19 protein-coding genes are annotated in these 21,349 nt (G+C 72.2%); 4 read left to right on the top strand and 15 right to left on the bottom strand.

The features are described from left to right. Positions 1-169: 169 nt before the first annotated feature. A complete protein-coding gene (locus tag AB0E67_RS26670; protein WP_362031226.1) occupies positions 170-682 on the bottom strand; it encodes a CGNR zinc finger domain-containing protein in 513 nt (170 codons plus the stop codon). 150 nt (positions 683-832) lie between these two features. Between AB0E67_RS26670 and AB0E67_RS26675 the strand changes: the two genes are divergently transcribed. Next, on the top strand, positions 833-1,195 hold the full coding sequence (locus AB0E67_RS26675) for a VOC family protein (protein ID WP_362031228.1): 363 nt from the start codon (positions 833-835) through the stop codon (positions 1,193-1,195). 130 nt (positions 1,196-1,325) lie between these two features. Here the strand turns inward: AB0E67_RS26675 and AB0E67_RS26680 are convergent, their stop codons facing one another. The 3 genes from AB0E67_RS26680 to AB0E67_RS26690 all read right to left on the bottom strand — a co-directional run bounded on the left by AB0E67_RS26680 (position 1,326) and on the right by AB0E67_RS26690 (position 4,399). Further along, the gene (locus tag AB0E67_RS26680; protein ID WP_362031334.1) at positions 1,326-2,564 is read right to left on the bottom strand and encodes a dipeptidase; all 1,239 of its coding nucleotides are present in this window, start codon (positions 2,562-2,564) and stop codon (positions 1,326-1,328) included. A 105-nt stretch (positions 2,565-2,669) separates the two neighbouring features. Next, positions 2,670-3,209: a 5-(carboxyamino)imidazole ribonucleotide mutase gene (purE, locus tag AB0E67_RS26685; RefSeq protein ID WP_351525051.1), complete on the bottom strand. Its 540-nt coding sequence runs from the start codon at positions 3,207-3,209 to the stop codon at positions 2,670-2,672. After that, positions 3,206-4,399 (bottom strand): 5-(carboxyamino)imidazole ribonucleotide synthase, encoded by a 1,194-nt coding sequence (locus tag AB0E67_RS26690; RefSeq protein WP_362031230.1) that lies wholly within the window; start codon positions 4,397-4,399, stop codon positions 3,206-3,208. The genes purE and AB0E67_RS26690 overlap by 4 nt, the downstream gene beginning before the upstream one ends. A 298-nt stretch (positions 4,400-4,697) precedes the next feature. Here AB0E67_RS26690 and AB0E67_RS26695 point away from each other — a divergent pair, with 298 nt between their 5' ends. Next, entirely contained in the window at positions 4,698-5,264 is a 567-nt protein-coding gene (locus tag AB0E67_RS26695) for a GtrA family protein (RefSeq protein WP_362031232.1), read from the top strand. A gap of 119 nt (positions 5,265-5,383) precedes the next feature. Here the strand turns inward: AB0E67_RS26695 and AB0E67_RS26700 are convergent, their stop codons facing one another. Next, positions 5,384-6,649 (bottom strand): ATP-binding protein, encoded by a 1,266-nt coding sequence (locus tag AB0E67_RS26700; protein ID WP_362031234.1) that lies wholly within the window; start codon positions 6,647-6,649, stop codon positions 5,384-5,386. 76 nt (positions 6,650-6,725) lie between these two features. After that, positions 6,726-7,403, bottom strand: coding sequence for a response regulator transcription factor (locus AB0E67_RS26705; RefSeq protein WP_073791328.1), 678 nt, complete (start codon positions 7,401-7,403; stop codon positions 6,726-6,728). A gap of 490 nt (positions 7,404-7,893) precedes the next feature. Here AB0E67_RS26705 and AB0E67_RS26710 point away from each other — a divergent pair, with 490 nt between their 5' ends. Next, positions 7,894-9,384 carry an oligopeptide:H+ symporter gene (locus tag AB0E67_RS26710; protein ID WP_362031236.1) on the top strand — a complete coding sequence of 497 codons (1,491 nt, stop codon included), beginning with the start codon at positions 7,894-7,896 and terminating at the stop codon, positions 9,382-9,384. A 226-nt stretch (positions 9,385-9,610) separates the two neighbouring features. On the opposite strand, the gene AB0E67_RS26715 is transcribed toward AB0E67_RS26710, so the two are convergent. The 6 genes from AB0E67_RS26715 to AB0E67_RS26740 form a co-directional block, all read right to left on the bottom strand. Further along, entirely contained in the window at positions 9,611-10,987 is a 1,377-nt protein-coding gene (locus tag AB0E67_RS26715) for a hypothetical protein (protein ID WP_362031336.1), read from the bottom strand. Positions 10,988-11,022: 35 nt separating this feature from the next. Next, on the bottom strand, positions 11,023-12,132 hold the full coding sequence (locus tag AB0E67_RS26720; protein WP_362031238.1) for a hypothetical protein: 1,110 nt from the start codon (positions 12,130-12,132) through the stop codon (positions 11,023-11,025). A 62-nt stretch (positions 12,133-12,194) separates the two neighbouring features. Continuing rightward, entirely contained in the window at positions 12,195-13,298 is a 1,104-nt protein-coding gene (locus AB0E67_RS26725) for a hypothetical protein (protein ID WP_362031239.1), read from the bottom strand. A gap of 200 nt (positions 13,299-13,498) precedes the next feature. Beyond that, positions 13,499-14,167, bottom strand: coding sequence for a peptidase (locus AB0E67_RS26730; RefSeq protein ID WP_362031241.1), 669 nt, complete (start codon positions 14,165-14,167; stop codon positions 13,499-13,501). 213 nt (positions 14,168-14,380) lie between these two features. Next, positions 14,381-14,896, bottom strand: a complete 516-nt coding sequence (locus tag AB0E67_RS26735) for an ATP-binding protein (protein ID WP_362031243.1) — start codon at positions 14,894-14,896, stop codon at positions 14,381-14,383. Between the two features lie 428 nt (positions 14,897-15,324). Further along, complete coding sequence (locus AB0E67_RS26740; protein ID WP_362031245.1) at positions 15,325-15,693, bottom strand: STAS domain-containing protein; 369 nt, start codon at positions 15,691-15,693, stop codon at positions 15,325-15,327. 298 nt (positions 15,694-15,991) lie between these two features. Between AB0E67_RS26740 and AB0E67_RS26745 the strand changes: the two genes are divergently transcribed. Continuing rightward, positions 15,992-16,999, top strand: a complete 1,008-nt coding sequence (locus tag AB0E67_RS26745) for an RNA polymerase sigma factor SigF (RefSeq protein WP_362031247.1) — start codon at positions 15,992-15,994, stop codon at positions 16,997-16,999. Between the two features lie 116 nt (positions 17,000-17,115). Here AB0E67_RS26745 and hutI read toward each other — a convergent pair whose 3' ends face one another. The 3 genes from hutI to AB0E67_RS26760 form a co-directional block, all read right to left on the bottom strand. Further along, positions 17,116-18,288 carry an imidazolonepropionase gene (gene hutI / locus AB0E67_RS26750; RefSeq protein WP_362031249.1) on the bottom strand — a complete coding sequence of 391 codons (1,173 nt, stop codon included), beginning with the start codon at positions 18,286-18,288 and terminating at the stop codon, positions 17,116-17,118. A gap of 278 nt (positions 18,289-18,566) precedes the next feature. Further along, entirely contained in the window at positions 18,567-19,961 is a 1,395-nt protein-coding gene (locus tag AB0E67_RS26755; RefSeq protein WP_362031251.1) for a formimidoylglutamate deiminase, read from the bottom strand. Further along, positions 19,952-21,172 (bottom strand): allantoate amidohydrolase, encoded by a 1,221-nt coding sequence (locus AB0E67_RS26760; RefSeq protein WP_362031338.1) that lies wholly within the window; start codon positions 21,170-21,172, stop codon positions 19,952-19,954. The genes AB0E67_RS26755 and AB0E67_RS26760 overlap by 10 nt, the downstream gene beginning before the upstream one ends. Positions 21,173-21,349 lie beyond the last annotated feature (177 nt).

Raw genomic sequence — 21,349 nt, forward strand, 5'->3', positions numbered from 1 at the left:
CGGGAACGTCCCGCTTCGCGGGACGTTCCCGAAAACCAGCGCCACCCCAGGGAACCGACCTGACAGGGTTGACGAAACAGATAGGGGCACCCCCCCCGCCCGGCCCCGTGCCGCATGACGCCCGGCCGCCGTCCGACGGCGGTGTCCGGGCCGCCGGAGCGGGCCGGGCTCAGCCCTGTCTGGCGCGGTAGGCACGCATCTTGGCGCGGGCGCCGCACACCGACATGGAGCACCAGCGCCGCCGCCCCGCCGGGCTGCGGTCGTAGTACGCCCACCGGCAGTCATCGGCCTCGCACACCTTGAGCCGGGCCCAGGCGCCGTCGGCCGCCGCCTCCGCGATGGCCCGCGCGACCCGGGCGGTCAGCCCGGCCGGTTCCTCTACGGGCCGCAGCGCCGCCGTGCCCGCCGCGTCCACCGTCACGCGCAGGGGCGCGGCGGCGAGGAGGTGGTCGAGTTCGGGGACTTCCGCGTCCTCGGCCGGGCGATGGCCCGCATGGGCGAGACAGGCGGCGCGAAGCGCCTCGCGCAGGGCGCGGGCGTCCGGGACGTCCGCTTCCACGAGGCCGAAGGCGGCGCGCCCTTCCGCCGTGTCGAGCGTGTCCGCACCGGTCTCGATGTCCAGCGTGTTGACCAGGGCCTCGATCAGCGCGAGTCCGCCGGGCGCGGCGTTCTTCGCGCTCATGGTGCGGAATCCTTCGCTTTCATGGTTGCGACGTTACCTCCGTTGAGGCAGCATGCAGTAACGGTTACCGGTTGAGCCGCCTTAGCGGTAACGACCGATGGTGACCAGCCGCTTTCAGCGGTGCCGAACCGCTTACGAGGAGGAAGTGTCATGGCTGTCGCCACTCTGGGTGCCGTCGTTCTGGACTGCCCCGACCCCGCCGCACTCGCGGGCTTCTACGCCGGGCTGCTCGGCGGAACGGTCGAGGACGACGGCGCCGGCTGGGTGGAGCTGACCGGGACCGGGGGCACGCTGCTCGCGTTCCAGGCGGCACCCGGTCACGTGCCGCCGCAGTGGCCGGGCGAGGACGGTGCGCAGCAGTTCCACCTGGACCTGACCGTGCCGGATCTGGACGCGGCGGAGCGTGAGGTGCTCGCCCTGGGTGCGACCGCACTGGACGCGGAGGACCGGAATCGGAGCTTCCGCGTTTACGCGGATCCCGTGGGGCACCCGTTCTGTCTGTGCAGGGGCTGACCGTCCGCACGGCGCACCGCCCGCGCGAGGTGCACGGGCGAAGGCCCTGGGCCCGAACGACGGCCCGGAGCCTGAACGACGAAGTGCGGGGCGCCCCCAGGGACGCCCCGCACTCGCCGGTTCCGGCCGCTCAGCCGGCCTGGGCCGGTGTGTCCAGCTGCTCGATGGTCGCGTGCGACGGGCCCCGGCGGGCGCTCAGGTCACGCGCCACGGCCTCGGCGTCGCGCAGGACCCGCACCGCGTTCCGCCAGGTGAGCTTGGCGAGGTCGGCGGTGGACCAGCCGCGGCCGAGCAGTTCCGCGATCAGGTTCGGGTAGCCGGAGACGTCCTGGAGGCCGTCCGGGAGGAAGGCCGTGCCGTCGTAGTCGCCGCCGATGCCGATGTGGTCGATCCCGGCGACCTCGCGCATGTGGTCGAGATGGTCGGCGATGGTCGCCGCGGTGGCCACCGGGCGCGGGTTGGCCGCCTCGAACGCGGCGTGGAGCTCCATGGCCCGCGCACTGGTGTCGAGGTGGTGCAGACCGTGGGCGCGCAGGTTCGCGTCCGCGGCCTCGGTCCAGGCGACGGCCTCCGGCAGGACGAACTTCGGCACGAAGGTGGCCATGGCGATGCCGCCGTTGGCCGGGAGCCGTTCGAGCACGTCGTCGGGGATGTTGCGCGGGTGGTCGCAGATCGCGCGCGAGGAGGAGTGCGAGAACATCACCGGCGCCACGGAGGTGTCGAGCGCGTCGCGCATGGTCGTGGCCGCCACGTGCGAGAGATCGACGAGCATGCCGGTGCGGTTCATCTCCCGTACGACCTCGTGGCCGAACGGCGAGAGACCGCCGACGCCCGGTTCGTCGGTCGCCGAGTCCGCCCACGCGATGTTGTCGTTGTGGGTGAGCGTCATGTACCGGACGCCGAGCGCGTGCAGCCCCCGCAGGGTGCCGAGCGAGTTGTTGATGGAGTGGCCGCCCTCCGCACCCATCAGGGAGGCGATGCGGCCCTCGGTCCGGGCCGCCTCCATGTCGTCGGCGGTCAGGGCGCGCCGCAGGTCGGCGGGGTGGCGGGCCAGCAGCTCGGCGACGACGTCGATCTGTTCGAGGGTGGCGCTGACGGCCTCGTCGCCCGTCATGTCGGACCGTACGTAGACCGACCAGAACTGGGCGCCGACGCCCCCGGCGCGCAGCCGGGGGATGTCGGTGTGCAGGTGGGCGGACTGGTCGGTGGCGATGTCCCGGGCATCCAGGTCGTAACGGACCTGCTCGCGCAGCGCCCACGGCAGGTCGTTGTGTCCGTCGACGACGGGGTGCTCGGCGAGGAGTTCCCTCGCCCGCTCCAGCTGCCGTTCGTCGGACCGACGCTCCGCCACGATCAGCTCCTCCACCATCAGCTCCTCCCCGAGCCGCCGCTCCACGAGCCGCCGCTCCTCCGCGCTCTGCTGTTCCTCTGTGCTCCGCGTCTTCTCCACGCCCTGCCACCGCTCCGCGGCGGGCTACTTCCCGAAGCCGAAGGAGTCGGAGCCCTCGACCTTGGCGCGCAGCCGCTTGCCCTTCTCCGTCGCCTGGTCGTTCAGCTCCTGCTGGAACTCGCGCATGCGGGCCAGCAGGTCGGCGTCGTGGGCGGCGAGGATGCGCGCGGCGAGCAGGCCCGCGTTGCGCGCGCCGCCGACGGAGACGGTCGCGACGGGCACACCGGCGGGCATCTGGACGATGGAGAGCAGGCTGTCCATGCCGTCCAGGTACTTCAGCGGGACCGGCACGCCGATCACCGGCAGCGGGGTGACGGAGGCGAGCATTCCGGGCAGGTGGGCGGCGCCGCCCGCGCCCGCGATGATCGCCTTGAGGCCCCGGTCGGCCGCCTCCTCGCCGTACGCGACCATCTCGCGCGGCATGCGGTGGGCGGAGACGACGTCGACCTCGTAGGGGATCTCGAACTCGTCGAGGGCCTTGGCCGCGGCCTCCATGACGGGCCAGTCGGAGTCCGAGCCCATGACGATGCCGACGACCGGCGCGGCGGTGGCGGGAGGGGTCATTCGGTGATCGTTCCTCGCAGGTAGTCGGCCGCGTGCCGGGCGCGCTCGCGCACGTCCGCCAGGTCGTCGCCGTAGGTGTTGACGTGTCCGACCTTGCGGCCGGGCTTCACGTCCTTGCCGTACATGTGGATCTTGAGCTGCGGGTCACGGGCCATGCAGTGCAGGTAGCCCTGGTACATGTCCGGGTAGTCGCCGCCGAGGACGTTGCACATGACCGTCCAGGGGGCGCGGGGGCGCGGGTCGCCGAGCGGCAGGTCGAGGACGGCCCGCACGTGGTTGGCGAACTGCGAGGTGATCGCGCCGTCCTGGGTCCAGTGGCCGGAGTTGTGCGGGCGCATCGCGAGCTCGTTGACGAGGATGCGGCCGTCACGCGTCTCGAAGAGTTCGACGGCCAGATGACCGACGACGCCGAGTTCGGCGGCGATCCGGAGCGCGAGCTGCTGGGCCTCGCCGGCCAGCCGCTCATCCAGCTCGGGCGCCGGGGCGATGACCGTGTCGCAGACGCCGTCGACCTGGATCGACTCGACGACCGGGTAGGCGACGGCCTGGCCGTGCGGCGAGCGGACGATGTTGGCCGCCAGTTCCCGTACGAAGTCGACCTTCTCCTCGGCGAGGACCGGGACCCCGGCCCGGAAGGGCTCGGCCGCGTCGGCCTCGGAGCGGACCACCCAGACGCCCTTGCCGTCGTAGCCGCCGCGCACGGTCTTGAGGACGATGGGGAAGCCGCCCGCCCGTCGCCCATCGCCGTCCTCGCCGGGGCGCGCTTCGTGCCCGCCCCTTTCGAGCTCGGCCGCGAACGCCGCGGCGTCCGCCGGGTCCGTCACGATGCGGTGGCGGGGGCAGGGCGCGCCGATCGCGTCGAGCTTCGCGCGCATCACCCCCTTGTCCTGGGCGTGCACCAGCGCGTCGGGGCCCGGACGCACGGGTATGCCGTCCGCCTCCAGGGCCCGCAGGTGTTCGGTCGGTACGTGCTCGTGATCGAAGGTGATCACGTCACAGCCGCGCGCGAAGGCACGCAGCGTATCCAGGTCGCGATAGTCGCCGACGACGACTTCGTTCACCACCTGGGCCGCCGAGTCCTGGGGGGTGTCGCTGAGGAGCTTGAACTTGATGCCGAGGGGGATGCCCGCCTCGTGGGTCATACGGGCGAGCTGACCGCCGCCGACCATGCCGACTACCGGGAACGTCACCCGTCCAGGGTATCCGGCGCCCCGGCGGTCGCCCGACGACGGCCTCCGCGCGCCCTGCCGACCGGGGTGCGCCGCTCCCCGTCGAACTCGTTTCCGCCCGTCCGGTGTGTTCGTCCCCACACCCGTCCCGTGCTCGGCACCGTCCGTCCGCCCGCCCGTCATCGTTCCTCTCCCTGCCCGTCGCCACCCGTCCCGTGCCCGTCCGACCACTTCTGTCCGGACATCCCCGGGCGCCCCGCGAAAGGGGTCGCTAGCATGACCGGGTTGACGTAACCGACAGACAGGCTGAGCGATCACCATGAGCGAACGGGGCGCACTGCGAACCCGGCTGGATCAACTGGCCCGGGAAGTCGCCAAGTTCGGCACGGTCGGCGCGCTCGGCCTGGTGGTCAACATCGTGGTGTCGAACCTGCTCTGGCGCACCACGGACCTCCAGGTGGTGCGGGCCGGACTGCTGGCCACGTTCATCGCCATCCTCTTCAACTACGTGGGCTTCCGGTACTGGACGTACCGCGACCGCGACAAGACCGGCCGGACCCGGGAACTGACGCTGTTCCTGCTGTTCAGCGGCGTGGGCGCGGTCATCGAGAACGGCGTGCTGTACGTGGCGACGTACAGCTTCGGCTGGGACACCCCGCTCCAGAGCAATGTCTTCAAGATCCTCGGCATCGGCATCGCGACGCTGTTCCGCTTCTGGTCCTACCGGACGTGGGTCTTCAAGGCGCTTCCCGCGCCGGAGCCCACCGAGCTTGCCGCGCCCACCGAGCCCGCGCCAGCGGGGGCGGAGACCCTGGAGGGCTTCCTGAAGCAGGAACGACGCAGCGAGCGGGCGTCGCGCGTCGAGGCGGAATCAGCACGCCGCTGACGTCACGGAGCCGGCAGGTCGCTGACGTCTCGGAGCCGGTACCCACCGGCCTCTTCATACGCCACCGACCTCCGCGTACGACTCGGCCCCCTTTGTGCGGTCCAGCCCCGCCGTACGGTTCAGCGCACCGGGCGTTCCGGCTGCTGCCGCTTCAGGGCCACCCGGCTGAGGAACAGCGCGAAGACCGGCGGCTGCTGCTGGAGCAGTTCGAGCCGACCGCCGTCCGCCTCCGCGAGGTCCCGTGCCACGGCGAGGCCGATCCCGGTGGAGTTGCGGCCGCTGATCGTCCGCTCGAAGATCCGGGCACCCAGGTCCGGCGGTACGCCCGGACCCTCGTCCGTGACCTCGATGACCACCTGGTTGCCGGTGACCCGGGTGCGCAGCGCGACCGTGCCGCCGCCGTGCATCAGCGAGTTCTCGATCAGCGCGGCCAGCACCTGGGCAACCGCGCCGGGGGTGCCGACGGCCCGCAGCCCCTGCTTCCCGGACCGGACGATGGCCCGGCCCTCGCCCCGGTAGGCCGGGCGCCACTCCTCGATCTGCTGCTTGACGACCTCGTCGAGGTCGAAGACGACGGCGGAGCCGGTACGCGGGTCGCGGGCGTTGGTCAGCAGCCGTTCCACCACGTCGGTGAGCCGCTCGACCTGGGCGAGGGCGATGTTCGCCTCCTCCTTCACCGTCTCCGGGTCGTCGGTGACCGAGATCTCCTCGATCCGCATGGAGAGCGCGGTCAGCGGCGTGCGGAGCTGGTGCGAGGCGTCCGCCGCCAGCCGGCGTTCCGCCGTCAGCATCCGGGCGATCCGCTCGGCCGAGGCGTCCAGGACGTCGGCGACCCGGTCCAGCTCCGGCACCCCGTACCGCTTGTGGCGCGGGCGCGGGTCGCCGGAGCCCAGGCGCTCGGCGGTCTCCGCGAGGTCGGTCAGCGGCGAGGCCAGCCTGTTGGCCTGGCGTACGGCGAGGAGCACGGCCGACACGATGGCCAGCAGCGCCACCGCCCCGATGATCACCAGGGTGCGGCCGACCTCACGGGTGACGGCGGAGCTGGACTCCTCGACGACGACGCGCTCGCCGTGCGCCCCCTCGGCCTTGCCGCTGATCACGCTGCCCGCCGGGCGGGTGCCCACCTCGATCGGGGCACGGCCGGGGATGTCGACCAGTGCGTAGCGGTTGCCGGAGAGCTGCTGGCCCAGCAGCTCGGGGTTGATCCGCTCGGCCCCCAGTATCCGGCTCTCGACGACGCTGATCAGCCGCAGCGCCTCGGAGTCGACGCTCTCCTGGGCGCTGTTGCTGATGGTGCGGCTCTCGACGATGACGAGGGAGACGCCGAAGACGGCGATCACCACGAGCACCACGGCGAGTGTGGAGTTGATCAGTCTTCGGCGCATGGGGGCCTCTGTGGTTCGGCTCGTCGTGGGTCGGCTGGTCGCGGGTCGGCTCGTCCCGCGTCAGCCCCGCCCCGCGTCAGCTCTTCTCGAAGCGGAAGCCGACGCCCCGTACGGTCGCGATGTAGCGGGGGTTGGCCGCGTCGTCGCCGAGCTTCTTGCGGAGCCAGGAAATGTGCATGTCGAGGGTCTTGGTCGACGACCACCAGGTGGTGTCCCAGACCTCGCGCATCAGCTGGTCGCGGGTGACGACCCGGCCGGCGTCCCGGACCAGGACCCGCAACAGGTCGAACTCCTTGGCCGTGAGCTGGAGTTCCTCGTCGCCCATCCACGCCCGGTGCGACTCGACGTCGATCCGGACGCCGTGGGTGGCGGGCTGCGGCGCGGGCTCGGCCGCGCCGCGGCGCAGCAGGGCCCGGACGCGGGCGAGCAGTTCGGCCAGGCGGAAGGGCTTGGTCACGTAGTCGTCGGCGCCGGCGTCCAGTCCGACGACGGTGTCCACCTCGTCGGCGCGGGCGGTCAGCACCAGGATCGGCACGGTGTGGCCCTCGGCACGGAGTCTGCGGGCGACTTCGAGGCCGTCCATCCCGGGCAGGCCCAGGTCGAGCACGACCAGGTCGATCCCGCCCTGGAGACCGGCATCGAATGCGGTCGGACCGTCCTCACGGACCTCGACCTCGTAACCCTCCCGACGCAGAGCGCGGGCCAGTGGCTCCGAGATGGATGCGTCGTCCTCGGCGAGCAGTACACGGGTCATGCAGTGATGGTAGTCCGCGCGGGACGGGTGTCGTCAGGTGATCGAGAAGCCCTGCGGGCCGGTCCGGAAAGCGAGCGCGAACCTTCGAATGTGAGAGCGTAATCCCGTCCTGGCCTGTGATCCATCTCTCAAGTCCATTCATTTCGGACTCTGTCGTGGCGTATGGTGGCTCGACGCCTGTTGCACGACTCAAGGACCCTTGGGCAGCTTTTAGCGCCGAGGGTCTCTTTTGTTCTGCCGGCTGGTACCCCGCCAGTCGTGACTTCAGTGAATGACCTGTGGCCGGGCCCGGAGCGACACATGCGCACCGGGCGTGGATCCCGATGCGGTCGGTCCCCGTCCCCGTCAGTCGGCTCCTCGGTGAGTCCGGCGCCCGGACGAATCCCTGTCAGGCGTGGGGTGGGACTCTCGGCCGGGTCGGTGCCGGCCTCCCCCCACCGGGCGCGTCACGCTCACGAGGCGTCGCGTCCCGAGCACGCAAGGATCGACCATGGCGTCCAGCCTGACGAAGGACCCGGCCAGTACTTCTGGATCCGAGAAGACCTTCTTCGGCCACCCCCGCGGCCTGGCCACTCTCTTCATGACCGAGATGTGGGAGCGCTTCAGCTTCTACGGCATGCGGGCCCTGCTTCCGCTGTATCTGGTCTCCGGCTCCGGCCTGGACATGAGCGTGACCACGGCCACTGCGATCTACTCCATCTACATGGCGATGGTGTATCTGCTGGCCATGCCCGGCGGCTGGTTCGGCGACCGGGTCTGGGGCCCGCGCAGGACGGTGACCGTCGCGGCCTCGATCATCATGGTGGGACATCTCACCCTGGCCCTGCCGGGTTCCGGTTCGTTCTTCGCCGGTCTGGCGCTGGTGGCGCTCGGCTCCGGTCTGCTGAAGGCCAACATCTCGACGATGGTCGGCCACCTCTACGACGGCCCCGACGACCCGCGCCGCGACGGCGGCTTCACCGTCTTCTACATGGGCATCAACCTCGGTGCCTTCGCCGCGCCGCTGGTCATCGGCACGATCGGCGAGAAGGTGAACTGGCACCTCGGGTTCGCCCTCGCCGCGGCCGGCATGGGGCTGGGCCTGATCCAGTTCCTCATCGGTACGCGCCACCTGAGCCCCCGCAGCAGCGTCGTGCCGGAGCCGCTGTCGGCCGCGGAGCGGGCCTCGACGCTGCGCAAGGGCCTGCTGTGGCTGGTCGCCGCCGTCGTCTTCTACGGCGTGCTGGTCGCCACCGATGTGTACACGCTGAACTGGGCGCTCGTCCCGATCACCGTCGCCGGTCTGATCATCCCGGTCGCCGTGCTGGTGCGGATCAAGCGCGACCGGGAGCTGACGAAGGCCGAGCAGTCGAAGATGTCCGGGTACATCTGGTTCTTCGTCGCCGCGGCCGTGTTCTGGATGATCTACGACCAGGGCGGTTCCACCCTCTCGCTCTTCGGTGAGTCGTCCACGACCAACAGCGTGCTGGGGCTGCACTTCCCGACGTCCTGGTACCAGACGATCAACCCCGTCATCATCATGGCGCTGGCCCCGGTCGTCGCCTGGATATGGCTGGCGCTGAACCGGCGGGGCAAGGAGCCGAGCACGGTCGTCAAGTTCGGCTCGGGTCTCTTCCTGGTCGGTGTCTCCTTCCTCGTCTTCATGCTGCCGCTGACCATGACGTCGGACGGCGACAAGGTCAGCCCGATGTGGCTGGTGTCGATCTACTTCCTGCAGACCGTCGGCGAGCTCTGCCTCTCCCCGGTCGGCCTGTCGGTCACCACGAAGATGGCCCCGGCGAAGTACGGCAGCCAGATGATGGGTGTCTGGTTCCTCGCCGTCACCGCGGGCGACTGCACCACCAGCCTGCTGTCCCTGGCGGGCGTCAACCTGAACAAGACCGGCATGGTGGGTCTGGAGGCGACCCTCGCGCTCGTCGCGGGAATCTCCATCTGGATGTACCGCAAGAAGGTCTCGCAGCTCATGGGCGACGTGCGCTGACACCGCGACCGCGGGTCGTCGGAGGGTGTGAGCACCGTCCGACGACCGCACGGCTCCACGACGAGGGCCGTCGCACCGCTGATGCCGGTGCGACGGCCCTCGTGTCGTACGCCGCCGCGGTGCGCGCACGACGTACGACACGGTCGTGTCCGCCCGCCGGAAGGTCGCGGCCGACGGGCCGGGTCATGTCCGGCGCGCGGTCACACCCCGTACCGTGCGGGGCGGCTCACCTGGTGCCGCGCAGCCTGCGCCACGGGGTGAAGGTGAACACGGCGCCGCCCAGCAGGATCGCCGTCCCCGCGACCAGACCGAGCGCCCGCAGCGTGCCCTGGTCCTCGGCCCCGGTGGCCGCCAGCCCGCCGCCGGAACCCGCGGCGCCGGACGTGGTGCCGGCGGAGCTCCCGGACCCCGAGGAGCCCGAGGTGGCCGAGCCGGAGACCCCGCCCTCCTGAGCCGCGGTGTCGAGTTCCAGCGACGGGGTCGCCGTCCCCTTGACCTCGCACGGGATGCTGATCTTCGAGGCTCCCAGGGTGACGTCGATGGTCAGGGTGCCGGGGGCGAGCGTGGACTTCCCGGTGGCGCCCGGCTTGTACGTACCGGTCATGTTCGGCAGGTCGACCGGCTTCCCCTGCTCCAGCGGTTCGGCGTTGGCGGGTCCCGTGACCTTCACCGAACCCTTGTCCGCGCCCGCGACGACGACGTCCATCGAGGGCTTGAGCGCACCGGCGGGCAGCGCGGCCGGACTGTCCATCACGCCCTTGGCGGTCCTGACCGTCAGCGCGTAGCCGCCGCCGTTCTTCCGGGCGTCGATCGTCACCTTGGAGGAGATGGCGGCGGGACCGGGGGACGTACAGGCGAACTGGACGGCGACCTCCTTGCCGGGGAAGTCCGTCTGTCCGCCGCCGCCCCCGGAGCCCGAGGTGGAGCCGCCCGCGGTGGACGTCCCGGCGGAGGTGCCGGAGGACGTCCCGGACGAGGTCGTGCCGCCCGCCGTGGTGGAGCCGGAGGTGGAACCACTCGTCGTACCGCTCGTCGTGCCACTGGTGGTCCCGCTCGTGGAACCGCTCGTCGTGCCGCCCGCCGTGGTGCCCGAGCCGCCGTCCGTGACCTTGATGGTCGCGCCCTGCCGCACCGTCTCCTCGGGGGTGCACTTGGTGTCCGTGGAGAGCGGCTTGGAGACGTTGATGTCGTACGCGTCCGGGGTGAGCGTGATCTCACCGGCCTTCTCCAGCTTCAGCGTGCCCTTCATGTCGGGCAGGATCATGGCGCTGTTCTTCGGGATCGGCGGGTTCTGACGCGGCCCCTCCATGTTCAGGGTGCCGGTGGCCGCGCCGCCCACCTTGACGGTGCCGGTCGGTTTGACCGTGTCCTTGTCCAGGTCGAGTATGTCGGGGTTCTTGGAGGCGGCCTGGACCGTCTTCCACACCACCTCGACGGTGTCCCCGACCTTGGCCTCCGCGGGCGCCGTCAGTCGCACCACGGTGGTGCCCTGCACGGGCGGCAGGCCGGAGATGGGCGGGGGTATGCACTCCGTCCGGTACGAGATGTCGGCGGCCCGGGCCGGACTCGCGGCCATCAGCATGCCCGCGCCGCCGAGCATCATCGCGACTCCCGCCGCGACCGTTCTCCGTTGCGTCCTCACGAATGTCCCTTCGTCGTCGATGTGTTCTCTGACGGTGCGGAATCCGGTGCGAACCACGGCAGCGCCGCCGTGGTGGTGGGCGAGGGCCCGGAGGCGGATGCGTGCTCCGACGCGGGCCCGGGCCCGGATGCGGGCGCGTCCGCGGAGTTCGGCCCGGGACCCGGCGCGCGGCGCGGCGCCCGTGCGCGCTTGGCCGGGCCGGTCGTACGCGCCGGGCGGTGCCGGGAGCGGGCCGGGGCGCGCGAGGGGCGGGGCCGTACCTTGTCGACGACCGCCATGCCGATCCGGAACACGGCGGCCGGCACCACGACGCAGAGCAGGACCCAGAAGAGGGCGACACCCCAGGGGCGGCCGACCCCCCACGGCTGCTCCGCCAGCACCTTGCCGCCGTACTCCAGCGAGATCTGGTAGTCGCCGTGGGCACCCGCCGCCAGTTCGACCGGCAGCTCGATCCGCGCCTTGCGGCCGGGCCCGACGGTGCCGCGCCACTCCCGTTCCTCCCACTGGGGGGCGAACACGCCGTGCGCGGTACCGATCCGGAAGACCGGGTCCTCGACCGGGGCGGTGCCGAGGTTGCCCACGGTGAAGACCAGGCGCCGGGCGGGCGGTGCGCCGAACCACGTGAGGATTCCGCTGTCGCCCTCCAGCCGGGTGGCGGCCAGCACCGCGAGCCTGCCGCCGGTCTCCTTCGGCAGCGCGGCGACCGGGTGCCCGGCCACGACGAACGCGGCGTCGGCGGCGGCCTGTTCACCGGTCACGGTGGCGACGTGCACCACGCACGGACAGGGCACGGGCGGTTCGGCCACCGGCAACTTCTTGGTGAAGCCGCCGTCGCTCCCGGTGGTGACGGCACGGCCCTCGGCGTTGGCACAGGAGTTGGTGCCGCCGATCACGCCGCGTTCCGGTGCGGACCGGCCGCAGATCAGCATCATCAGCAGTGCGCCGGGACGCCATCCGCTGCCCTTGACGGTGATGTCCCCGCCCTTGCCCGCCTGCCGCTCGGAGAGGGTGACCGCGGGTTTCGCCTCCGCGCTGCCGCCCGCCCCGGTCGCCGCGGAAGCCGTGGGGAGCACCAGCAGGACGGGAAGCAGCGCGAGGAGCGCCACGGCACCCCACCGGTGCCCGCCCCTCCGGTGATCCCCAGGTGTCGCCGGTCCGGCCCGTCCGGTCACGATTCCCCTCCCGTTCCCGTCTTCGTCAATCGGCGTGTGTCACAAGCCCGTCGGCCGCCCGGAGGCCGTCCGGGCGAACCGTCCTCGTACGGAGCCGGGGCCGGTGCGCCTCCGCGCTGCCGCCCGCCCCACGGACGCCGGTGCCCGCGTCGCCGCCGGTACGCGTACGCCGCCGCGGCCGCGGCGGCCAGGAGCGGCAGCGCCCCGCCCGTCAGCGGTGCCCAGGACACGAAGCGGGCACGCGCCGAGGCCTCGTCGTGCGCGCCGCCGGCCGCCGTGACGCGCAGCCGTACCGTCACCGAGTCGAGGGCCGGGGCGTCCCGCCACGGTTCGGTGAGCGTGACGCTCCGTCCGGGCGGCAGCTCCACCGGCAGCGTGCGGGTGCCGCGCCGCAGCAGCGGCCCGAACACCCCGTCGGCGCTCACGGTGATCCGCGGGACCAGAAGGGCGTTGCCGCGGTTGACCAGCGTGTAGTGGACGGCTTTCCCGGACACGGTGACGTCCTCGACGGTGAGCGCCGCCAGCGTCGGCCCGCCGACGCGCAGTCGCACCGGTACGCCCACCGAACGGCCCCCGTTCTCCACGACGATCGCACCGGAGCGTTCACCGGGCGCCGAGCCCGTCGGCACCGTGACGGAGAACGGCACCTCGGCGCGGGTGCGGGCGGGCACGACCACCTTCGCGGCGGCGGTCCGCAGCCAGGCGCCCACGCCGACGTGCGCGCCCGTCCCGGGCCCGCTTCCGGCGGTGGGCTCGCCCCCGTCGCGTACCGCACGGCCGCCGCCCTCGGCGCGGTAGGTGTCGACGCCGCGCAGCCGTACGGTGACCGGGGCCGTACCGGGGTTGGTGACGGAGAGCCGGTCCTGGAGGACGGCTCCGGGCGGCCCCTCCAGGTAGAAGTACGACCTGCCCGCGCTCTTCCCGGTGCCGCCCGCCCCGTACCCGCCCGCCACGGGCCGCGCCGTCCAGGCGGCGCCCGCCGGCGTGGTCGGCGGCGCGGCCGGTGTGCGCGGTTCCGCACCGGCCGCCGGGACCGTGGCGAGGGTGAACAGCACTACGGCGAGGGCGAGTCGGGCGGCGTGGCCGGTCGACGACGGCATGGCGGCTCCCTGGTGCGCGAAGGGCTGTCCCGTCATCCGTGGCGGATCAGCGTGCGGCGTCGGACGTGGTGCGTCGCAAGGCGGAGGATCGTCCTCGTACCGGACGTACGGGGGACGACTCCGACGGCACCGCGAGCGTGCCTGCCGGACGCCGCCCGGCAGGCGGCAGTTCGACGGGGCAAACGTTTCCGGGAGCGGCACTAGCGGCCGACGGCTCCCTGCCCGCGCCGGGTCAGCCAGAGCACCCCGGCCGCACCGGTCAGCAGCACGGTGCCGCCGAGCATGCCGAGCGCCGTCGCCGAGTCGAGCGGCCCGGTCTTCGGCAACTGGCCACCGGTGTCAGGGGTGTTCCCCGCGTTTCCCGCAGCCGTCACATCGAGCCGGAGCGAGGGCCCCGGGCTGTTGGAAGGTGTGCAGGTCGTGGTCGTACCGAGCGCCTTGATGGTGAGCACACCGGCGGTGAAGTCGACCTTGCCGGTCTTCTTCGGGGTGTAGGTGCCCGACAAGTCGCCGATCTTGATGGGGGAGTTGGCGGGGATGGCCGCGGCGTTCGGCGGTCCGGACATCTGGACCTCTCCCTGGTCGGCACCGCTCACCTTGACCACCGCGCCGGGGTTCATCGCGCCCTTGCCGAGTTCGACGGGACTGGACGAAACGCCCTTCTGGAAGGACATCGTGAGCCGGTAACCGCCGCCGCTCCTGACGCCCTTGATGTCGATGGGAGACACGGCCCCCTTGTCACCGATCGGGGTCTTGCACCGGTAGTCGACGTCGACGACCGTGGCGTGGGCGGCGGGTGCGGCCATCAGCACCACCGTGCCCGCCAGCGCGGACGCCAGCGCGAGAGCTGTTCGCTTCTGGTAGGACACCTTGTCTTCCCCTCCTGCCGGAAGTCGCCGCGCGTCGTCTCCGACTCGACGCAAGTTACTGACGACACATCAGATTGGCGCTCAAGGTACGCCGGGGGCCTTGCGGAGGGAAGACAAAGAGCGCGCCGATCCGGCGCGCTCTCGTAGTGCGGATGCGGGGCCCGTACCCTCGCCGAGACCTGACGCCCCGGCGGCTTCCGGCCCGTCACGGCTTCAGGCGGGGGCGGCCAGTTCCGCCCAGACGGTCTTGCCGGGCCGCCCCGGCACCCGCAGCACGCCCCAGTCCAGACAGAGCCGCTGAACGATGAACATGCCGTGCCCGCCCGGCCGTCCGGCCCGGTGCGGAGTGCGCGGCGCGGGCTGTCCGGCGCCCGCGTCGACGACCTCCACCCGCAGCACCTTCGCCGCGCAGGCGATACGGATCTCCTCCGGGCCCTCCGCGTGCAGGCAGGCATTGGTGACGAGTTCGGAGACGACCAGCAGGACGTCCTCGGCGGCGGCCCGTCCGTCCGCGCTCGACGCGGGCAGCCAGCCCCATTCGTGGAGGGCCTGGCGGGCGAAGTCGCGAGCCGTCGGCACGACGCCGGCCACCCCCCGCAGCGACAACGTGCGCCACTGCCGTCCGGCCGGATCGGAGGAAGCCACTCCGGCGCCCGCGTCCGCGTCCACGCCGGCGCCCTCCGGCTCGCGGCCGAGGTCGCCCGGCGGATGCTGCCGGGTGGTGCTCATCAGCGCTTCACCTCACCGATTCACCATGTCGCCATCGAACAGTTACAAGTACCGAGCACGAGCGGTCGCAGCACGTACGGATACAGAGAGATACAGCACGTAGAAATACAGCACCTACGGCCGCAGCACCTACACGTATGCCGTGCGCGAGGCCATGTACCGCTTCGCCAGGGGTCTTCTGCCCGGCCGAATCGCGACAACACCCATTTCGTCCACGCGGACCGCGTGACACTGGCAACACATGAATCCCCCCGAGGCCCCCGCGGCACGTATCACACCACGCGCTCCGTGGACAGGTACACCGCGGAACGGCACGCCGTGGAACACGGCACCGCGGAACAGGACGCCGCGGAGCGACACATCACGGAACGACACCCGGCGGAAGGACGTGCCAGGGAACACACTCCGCCGACGGCCCCGCCCCGCGGTCACTTGCCCAGGGCCGCATCCAGGGAGTCGTGGACGGTGAAGACCGCCTCGGCCCCGGTGATCTCGAAGACCCGCGCCACCACGGGCCGCATGCCGGCCAGATGGACCCCTCCCCCGGCCGCCTCCGCCTTGAGCCGGGCACCGAGCAGCACGTTGAGCCCGGTGGAATCACAGAATTCGAGTCGCGAGCAGTCGATCACCAGGCGCGCACGCCCCTGCTCGACCGCGCTCTCCAGGGGTTCCCGCAGCAGATCGGCCGTGTGGTGATCCAGCTCACCCACCGGCGTCACGATTTCGCTGTCTCCCTCGGTGCGGGTCTCGACCTGAAGCCGACCCCGGTTCGCACTGCCGACCGTCCCGCGGTCCATGCCCGTCCCTCTTCGCCGTTCGTCGCTGCCTGCGGTCACTGCTCGCATCTCCGCGTGCGCAGATTCGTCGTAGTCGTCGTCGACGTCCTTGAAACAGTACGCGTTCCGTACGCCACGTGGTAGCCGAAGACCTCAACAATTCGGACATATAGCATCATTTGGCGCTTGTAACTCTCCATCCGAACCGGGTAAGGGTAGAGGGACACCCGCAAACACGAACGGCTTCGGAGGCGCCGCTTCACCGCAGGAACACGTATGGGCATCGGCAGCCATATGCCGAGAACGATGGAGGAGACACATGTCACCCCGGCTCGACGAACCGCGTACCCCCGACGCGACGTCAGCACCTTCTGTGGGACCGACCCACTCAGACTCCCCTGCCGCGATCGCCACGAACGGCACGCGCGACGGCAGCACCGGCAGCACCGCGGACGCCGTCGACGGCAGCGGGACCGACCGCGTCGACCACCGGTCCGCCGCTCCCCACCGCGTCACCGACGGCCTCGAAGGACTTCCCGAGATCCCGCCGTTCGACGAGGTGGAGCCGCTGGACGCCAGGGCCCTGTCGAAGACGCTCTTCGAGCGGCTCGAATCCCTCGAAGAGGGCACCCACGAGTACTCGTACGTCCGCAACACCCTCGTCGAACTGAACCTGGCCCTGGTCAAGTTCGCCGCCTCCCGGTTCCGCTCCCGCAGCGAACCGATGGAGGACATCATCCAGGTCGGCACCATCGGCCTGATCAAGGCGATCGACCGCTTCGAGCTCAGCCGGGGCGTGGAGTTCCCGACGTTCGCGATGCCGACCATCGTCGGCGAGATCAAGCGCTTCTTCCGCGACACCAGTTGGTCCGTGCGCGTCCCGCGCCGCCTTCAGGAGCTGCGGCTCGACCTGGCCAAGGCGGGCGACGAGCTCGCCCAGCAGCTGGACCGCTCACCGACTGTGGGCGAACTCGCCGACCGCCTCGGCATCAGCCACGACGAGGTCGTCGAGGGCATGGCCGCGAGCAACGCGTACACCGCGAGCTCACTGGACGCCAAGCCCGAGGAGGACGAGCACGAGGGCGCGCTGGCGGACCGCATCGGCTACGAGGACCACGGGCTCGAAGGCATCGAGTACGTCGAGTCCCTGAAACCGATGATCGCCTCGCTGCCCCGCCGCGACCGCAGGATCCTCTCGCTCCGGTTCGTCGCCAACATGACGCAGTCGGAGATCGGTGAGGAGCTGGGCATCTCCCAGATGCATGTCTCGCGCCTGCTCTCCCGCACGCTGTCCAGGCTCCGGAAGGGCCTGACACTGGAGGAGTGAGCGGGCCCGTTCCGCGCGCGCCCGCACGGCGCACCGCGGCCCTCTTGCGGAAGGACCTGCCCGGCCACGGGCGGGTCCTTCCGCATGTCCGGCCCCGGTCACGCGGAGGGACCCGCTCAGACGACGCGTTCGCCGCGGCGCCAGACCGCGTGGGTCAGCGGGACGCCCGGCCGGTAGGCGAGGTGGACATGGCTGGGGGCGTCGAGGAGGACCAGGTCGGCGCGGGCACCTAGGGCGATGCGGCCGATGTCCGTACGGCGCAGCGCGGCGGCGCCGCCCGCAGTGGCGGACCAGACCGCCTCGTCCGGGGTCATGCCCATGTCGCGCACGGCGAGGGCGATGCAGAACGGCAGCGACGAGGTGAACGACGAGCCGGGGTTGCAGTCGGTGGAGAGCGCGACGGTGGCCCCCGCGTCGAGGAGCCTGCGGGCGTCCGGCCAGGCGGCGCGGGTGGAGAACTCGGCGCCGGGGAGCAGGGTGGCGACGGTGTTCCCGTGGGCGAGGGCGTCGACGTCCGCGTCGGTGAGGTGGGTGCAGTGGTCGGCGGACGCGGCGTCGAGTTCGACGGCGAGCTGGACGCCGGGGCCGTGCCCGAGCTGGTTGGCGTGGACGCGGGGGTGCAGCCCCCTGGCCCGGCCCGCGGTGAGGATCGCGCGGGCCTGGTCGCCGTCGAAGGCGCCCCGCTCGCAGAAGACGTCGACCCAGCGGGCGTACGGGGCGCACGCGTCGAGCATCGCCCCGGTGACCAGGTCGACGTAACCGGCGGGGTCGTCGGCGTAGTCCGCCGGGACGACGTGGGCGCCGAGGAAGGTGACCTCCTCGGTGTGCCGGGCGGCGATGCGCAGGGCGCGGGCCTCGTCCTCGACGGTGAGGCCGTAGCCGGACTTGGTCTCGAAGGTGGTGGTGCCCTGGCGCAGCGCCTCGGCGAGGTAGCGGGCGACGTTGGCGGAGAGCTCGTCGTCGGTGGCGGCGCGGGTGGCGGCGACCGTGGTCCTGATGCCGCCCGCGCTGTAGGGGCGGCCGGACATCCGGGCGTTGAATTCCTCGGTGCGGTCGCCCGCGAACACGAGGTGGGAGTGGGAGTCGACGAAGCCGGGGATCATGGCCCGGCCGCCCGCGTCGACCGCGTTGTCAGTGGCGGGTGCTTCGCTTGATCCACCGGTCCAGACGACCCGGTCGCCGTCGATGACGACGGCCGCGTCCTGGATCAGGCCCAGGGGGGAATCCGTACCGAGGGAGGGGTCGTTGGTGACCAGGCCGGCGATGTTGGTGATGGCGGTCGTCGTCATCGGGCGACTGTTCTCCTTCTGTATGGGTGTGCGGGTCGGCTCGTCGGGGGGTGTGCCGGGCGGGCGGGGGACCGAGCGGGACACCCGGTCGACGGGCGTACGGGGCGGCCCGCGCCGCGGTCCCGGGAGCGGCGGCGGTCCGGGGGGAGCCGCCGCCGTCCCCGCCGGCGGCGGTCCGGGGAAACCGGCCGCTCGCGGGGCCGCCGACGGTTCCGGGGGCAACGGCCCGGGGCCCGTGGCGAGCGCTCCGGGAGCCGCCTTCCCCGGGGTCGCCGGGCTCAGCGGTGCAGTGCGGAGATCGCCGAGGCGAGTGCCCCGGGGACGTCCTCGACCAGCGTGTGATGCCCGTCGCGGACGATGTGCCGGCCCGCCACGACCGTGTGTCGCACATCGGCTGCGGAGGCGGCGAATACGACCGCTTCGGCGGCCAGCCGCGGTGCCGGTCCCGCCGTTCTGACGGAGTCCAGGGCGACCGTCGTCAGATCGGCGGGGGCGCCGGGTTCGAGGACGCCCGCCTCGGGCCGGCCGAGTGCGGCGTGTCCGTCGGCGGTCGCCGCGCGCAACAGGGCCGCGGCGGTCCAGTGGCCGCGGGTCCGGGTGCGCAGGCGCTCGTCGAGTTCCATCGCCCGGGCCTCCTCGAAGAGGTCGATCACGGCGTGGCTGTCGCTGCCGAGGGAGAGCGGCGAACCGGCCCGCTGAAGGGCGACGGCCGGGCCGATTCCGTCGGCGAGGTCGCGTTCCGTGGTGGGGCACATGCAGGTGCCGGTCGCCGAGGAGCCGAGGAGGGTGATGTCCTCGGCGGTGAGGTGGGTGTTGTGGATGCCAGTGGTCCGGGGGCCGAGCACTCCGTGGTCGGCGAGGAGCCGGGCGGGGGTGCGGCCGTGGGCCGCGAGACACGCCTCGTTCTCCGCGGGCTGTTCGGAGAGGTGGACATGGAGCGGTGCCCGTCGTTCCTCGGCCCAGGCGGCCACGGTGGCGAGCTGCGCGGCGGGGACGGCGCGCACGGAGTGGACGGCCGCGCCGATCAGGGCGTGGTCGCCGTCCTTGAGGAGGGAGGCGCGTTCGGCCCAGGCGTCCGCGGTGGTGTCGGAGAACCGCAGCTGGTGCGGGTCGGGCTGCCGGTACCGCTCGGGCCCGTCGCCGAACCCGGCGGCGAGGTACGCGGTGTCCAGCAGGGTGATCCGGATGCCTGCCTCGCCCGCCGCCGCGATCAGTGCCTCCCCCATCGCGTTGGGGTTGTCGTAGCGGGTGCCGCCCGGCGCGTGGTGCAGATAGTGGAATTCGCCGACCGCGGTGATCCCGGCCAGGGCCATCTCGGCGTACACCGCGCGGGCCAGGTCGAAATACGAGTCGGGGGTGAGCCGGGAGGCGACCTGGTACATGATCTCGCGCCAGGTCCAGAACGTGCCGGAGCCGACCTGGACCGTGGAGCGAAGGGCGCGGTGGAAGGCGTGCGAGTGGGTGTTGGCGAGCCCGGGAAGGGTGAGCCCGCACAGGACGGTGGCGCCCGGCGGCGGGGTGGTGATGCCGGTGCGGACGCCCACGACGACCCCGCCGGACACGTCCAGCGCGACGTCCGGCTCGACGTGGGTGCCGAGCCAGGCGTGGGACAGCCAGTACGTCTCGGTGACGGATCCGCCCGTCGGCTGCGTCGGCCGTGTCGTCAGCGGCACGCGAGACCCTCCAGTACGTCGGCGAGTGCGATCACCCCGGCCACGCAGTCGTCCTCGGCGGCGTGCTCGGCCGGCGAGTGCGAGATCCCGGTAGGGTTCCGTACGAACAGCATGGCGGTCGGGACCGAAGCGGACAAAATACCCGCGTCGTGTCCGGCGCCGGTCCCGAGGACGGGCACGGCGCGCCCGGCAGCACGCCCCTGGCCGCCGCGCTCCACGAGGATCTTGCCGAGCTCGTCGCGCAGGGCGTGCTCGAACTCCACGACGGGCGTGAAGGACTCACGCACGACGTCGAGGTCGACACCGGCCCGCTCGGCGTGTTCCCGGGCGGCGCGCTCGATGCCCTCGACCACGGCGTCCAGGCGGTCCTGGTCGGCGGCGCGGGAGTCGAGCCAGCCCCGGACGAGGGAGGGGATGGCGTTGACCCCGTTCGGCTCGACGGCGACCTTGCCGAAGGTGGCGACGGCTCCGGCGAGTTCCGCCTCACGGCGGGCAACCAGCACGGTCTCGGCGTACGTGAGCATCGGGTCGCGCCGGTCGACCAGCCGGGTGGTGCCCGCGTGGTTGGCCTCGCCCCGGAAGTCGAACCTCCAGCGCCCGTGCGGCCAGATCGCGGAGGCGATGCCGACCGGGTCGCCGGTGAGGTCGAGGGCGCGTCCCTGCTCGACGTGGAGCTCGACGAACGCGCCGATACGGGCGAGCCGTTCGGGATCGGGGCCGATGGTGCCGGGGTCGTGTCCGGCCGCCTCCATGGCCTGCGGCAGGGTGATGCCGTCGCCGTCACGGAGCCGGTGCGCCGCCTCGACGGTCAGCTGCCCGGCGGCGAGCCGGGAGCCCACGCAGGCGAGCCCGAAGCGGGCCCCTTCCTCGTCACCGAAGTTGGTGACGGCCAGCGGCCGGGTGAACTCCACTCCCCTGCGGCGCAGTTCGTCGAGCGCGGCGAAGGAGGAGATGACGCCGAGCGGCCCGTCGAAGGCACCGCCGTCCGGCACGGAGTCGAGGTGCGACCCGGTGACGACGGCGTCCCCGGCCAGGGGGTCGCCGAGCCAGGCCCACTGGTTGCCGTTCCGGTCGACCTCGTAGGTCAGCCCGCGTGCCTCGGCCTGGGCCCGGAACCAGGCACGGCACTCGGCGTCGGCGCCGGTCCAGGCGTAGCGGCGGTAGCCGCCGCTGTCCGGGTGCCGGCCGACCGGCAGGAGCTCGCGCCACATGGCATGGAACGACGAGGCGCCGCCGGGAGCCGCACCCGGCGCCCCCGTCACGGCCGGACCGGAAACCGAACCCGTACCGGAAACCGAACCCGTACCCGTACCCGCGCCCGACCTCGTAGCGGAAACCGGACCCGCGCCCGTACCGGAAACCGGCCCCGCACCGGAACCCGTACCTGC

The organism is Streptomyces sp. NPDC032161, from assembly GCF_040636995.1.
GTDB lineage: Bacteria > Actinomycetota > Actinomycetes > Streptomycetales > Streptomycetaceae > Streptomyces.

What these genes read in the sequence shown, in the direction of transcription:
- AB0E67_RS26670 (WP_362031226.1), bottom strand. Translation starts at nt 682, where the DNA reads ATGAGCGCGAAGAACGCCGCGCCCGGCGGACTCGCGCTGATCGAGGCC.
- AB0E67_RS26675 (WP_362031228.1), top strand. Translation starts at nt 833, where the DNA reads ATGGCTGTCGCCACTCTGGGTGCCGTCGTTCTGGACTGCCCCGACCCC.
- AB0E67_RS26680 (WP_362031334.1), bottom strand. Translation starts at nt 2,564, where the DNA reads ATGGTGGAGGAGCTGATCGTGGCGGAGCGTCGGTCCGACGAACGGCAG.
- purE (WP_351525051.1), bottom strand. Translation starts at nt 3,209, where the DNA reads ATGACCCCTCCCGCCACCGCCGCGCCGGTCGTCGGCATCGTCATGGGC.
- AB0E67_RS26695 (WP_362031232.1), top strand. Translation starts at nt 4,698, where the DNA reads ATGAGCGAACGGGGCGCACTGCGAACCCGGCTGGATCAACTGGCCCGG.
- AB0E67_RS26700 (WP_362031234.1), bottom strand. Translation starts at nt 6,649, where the DNA reads ATGCGCCGAAGACTGATCAACTCCACACTCGCCGTGGTGCTCGTGGTG.
- AB0E67_RS26705 (WP_073791328.1), bottom strand. Translation starts at nt 7,403, where the DNA reads ATGACCCGTGTACTGCTCGCCGAGGACGACGCATCCATCTCGGAGCCA.
- AB0E67_RS26710 (WP_362031236.1), top strand. Translation starts at nt 7,894, where the DNA reads ATGGCGTCCAGCCTGACGAAGGACCCGGCCAGTACTTCTGGATCCGAG.
- AB0E67_RS26715 (WP_362031336.1), bottom strand. Translation starts at nt 10,987, where the DNA reads ATGATGCTCGGCGGCGCGGGCATGCTGATGGCCGCGAGTCCGGCCCGG.
- AB0E67_RS26725 (WP_362031239.1), bottom strand. Translation starts at nt 13,298, where the DNA reads ATGCCGTCGTCGACCGGCCACGCCGCCCGACTCGCCCTCGCCGTAGTG.
- AB0E67_RS26735 (WP_362031243.1), bottom strand. Translation starts at nt 14,896, where the DNA reads ATGAGCACCACCCGGCAGCATCCGCCGGGCGACCTCGGCCGCGAGCCG.
- AB0E67_RS26740 (WP_362031245.1), bottom strand. Translation starts at nt 15,693, where the DNA reads ATGGACCGCGGGACGGTCGGCAGTGCGAACCGGGGTCGGCTTCAGGTC.
- AB0E67_RS26745 (WP_362031247.1), top strand. Translation starts at nt 15,992, where the DNA reads ATGTCACCCCGGCTCGACGAACCGCGTACCCCCGACGCGACGTCAGCA.
- hutI (WP_362031249.1), bottom strand. Translation starts at nt 18,288, where the DNA reads ATGACGACGACCGCCATCACCAACATCGCCGGCCTGGTCACCAACGAC.
- AB0E67_RS26760 (WP_362031338.1), bottom strand. Translation starts at nt 21,172, where the DNA reads ATGTGGCGCGAGCTCCTGCCGGTCGGCCGGCACCCGGACAGCGGCGGC.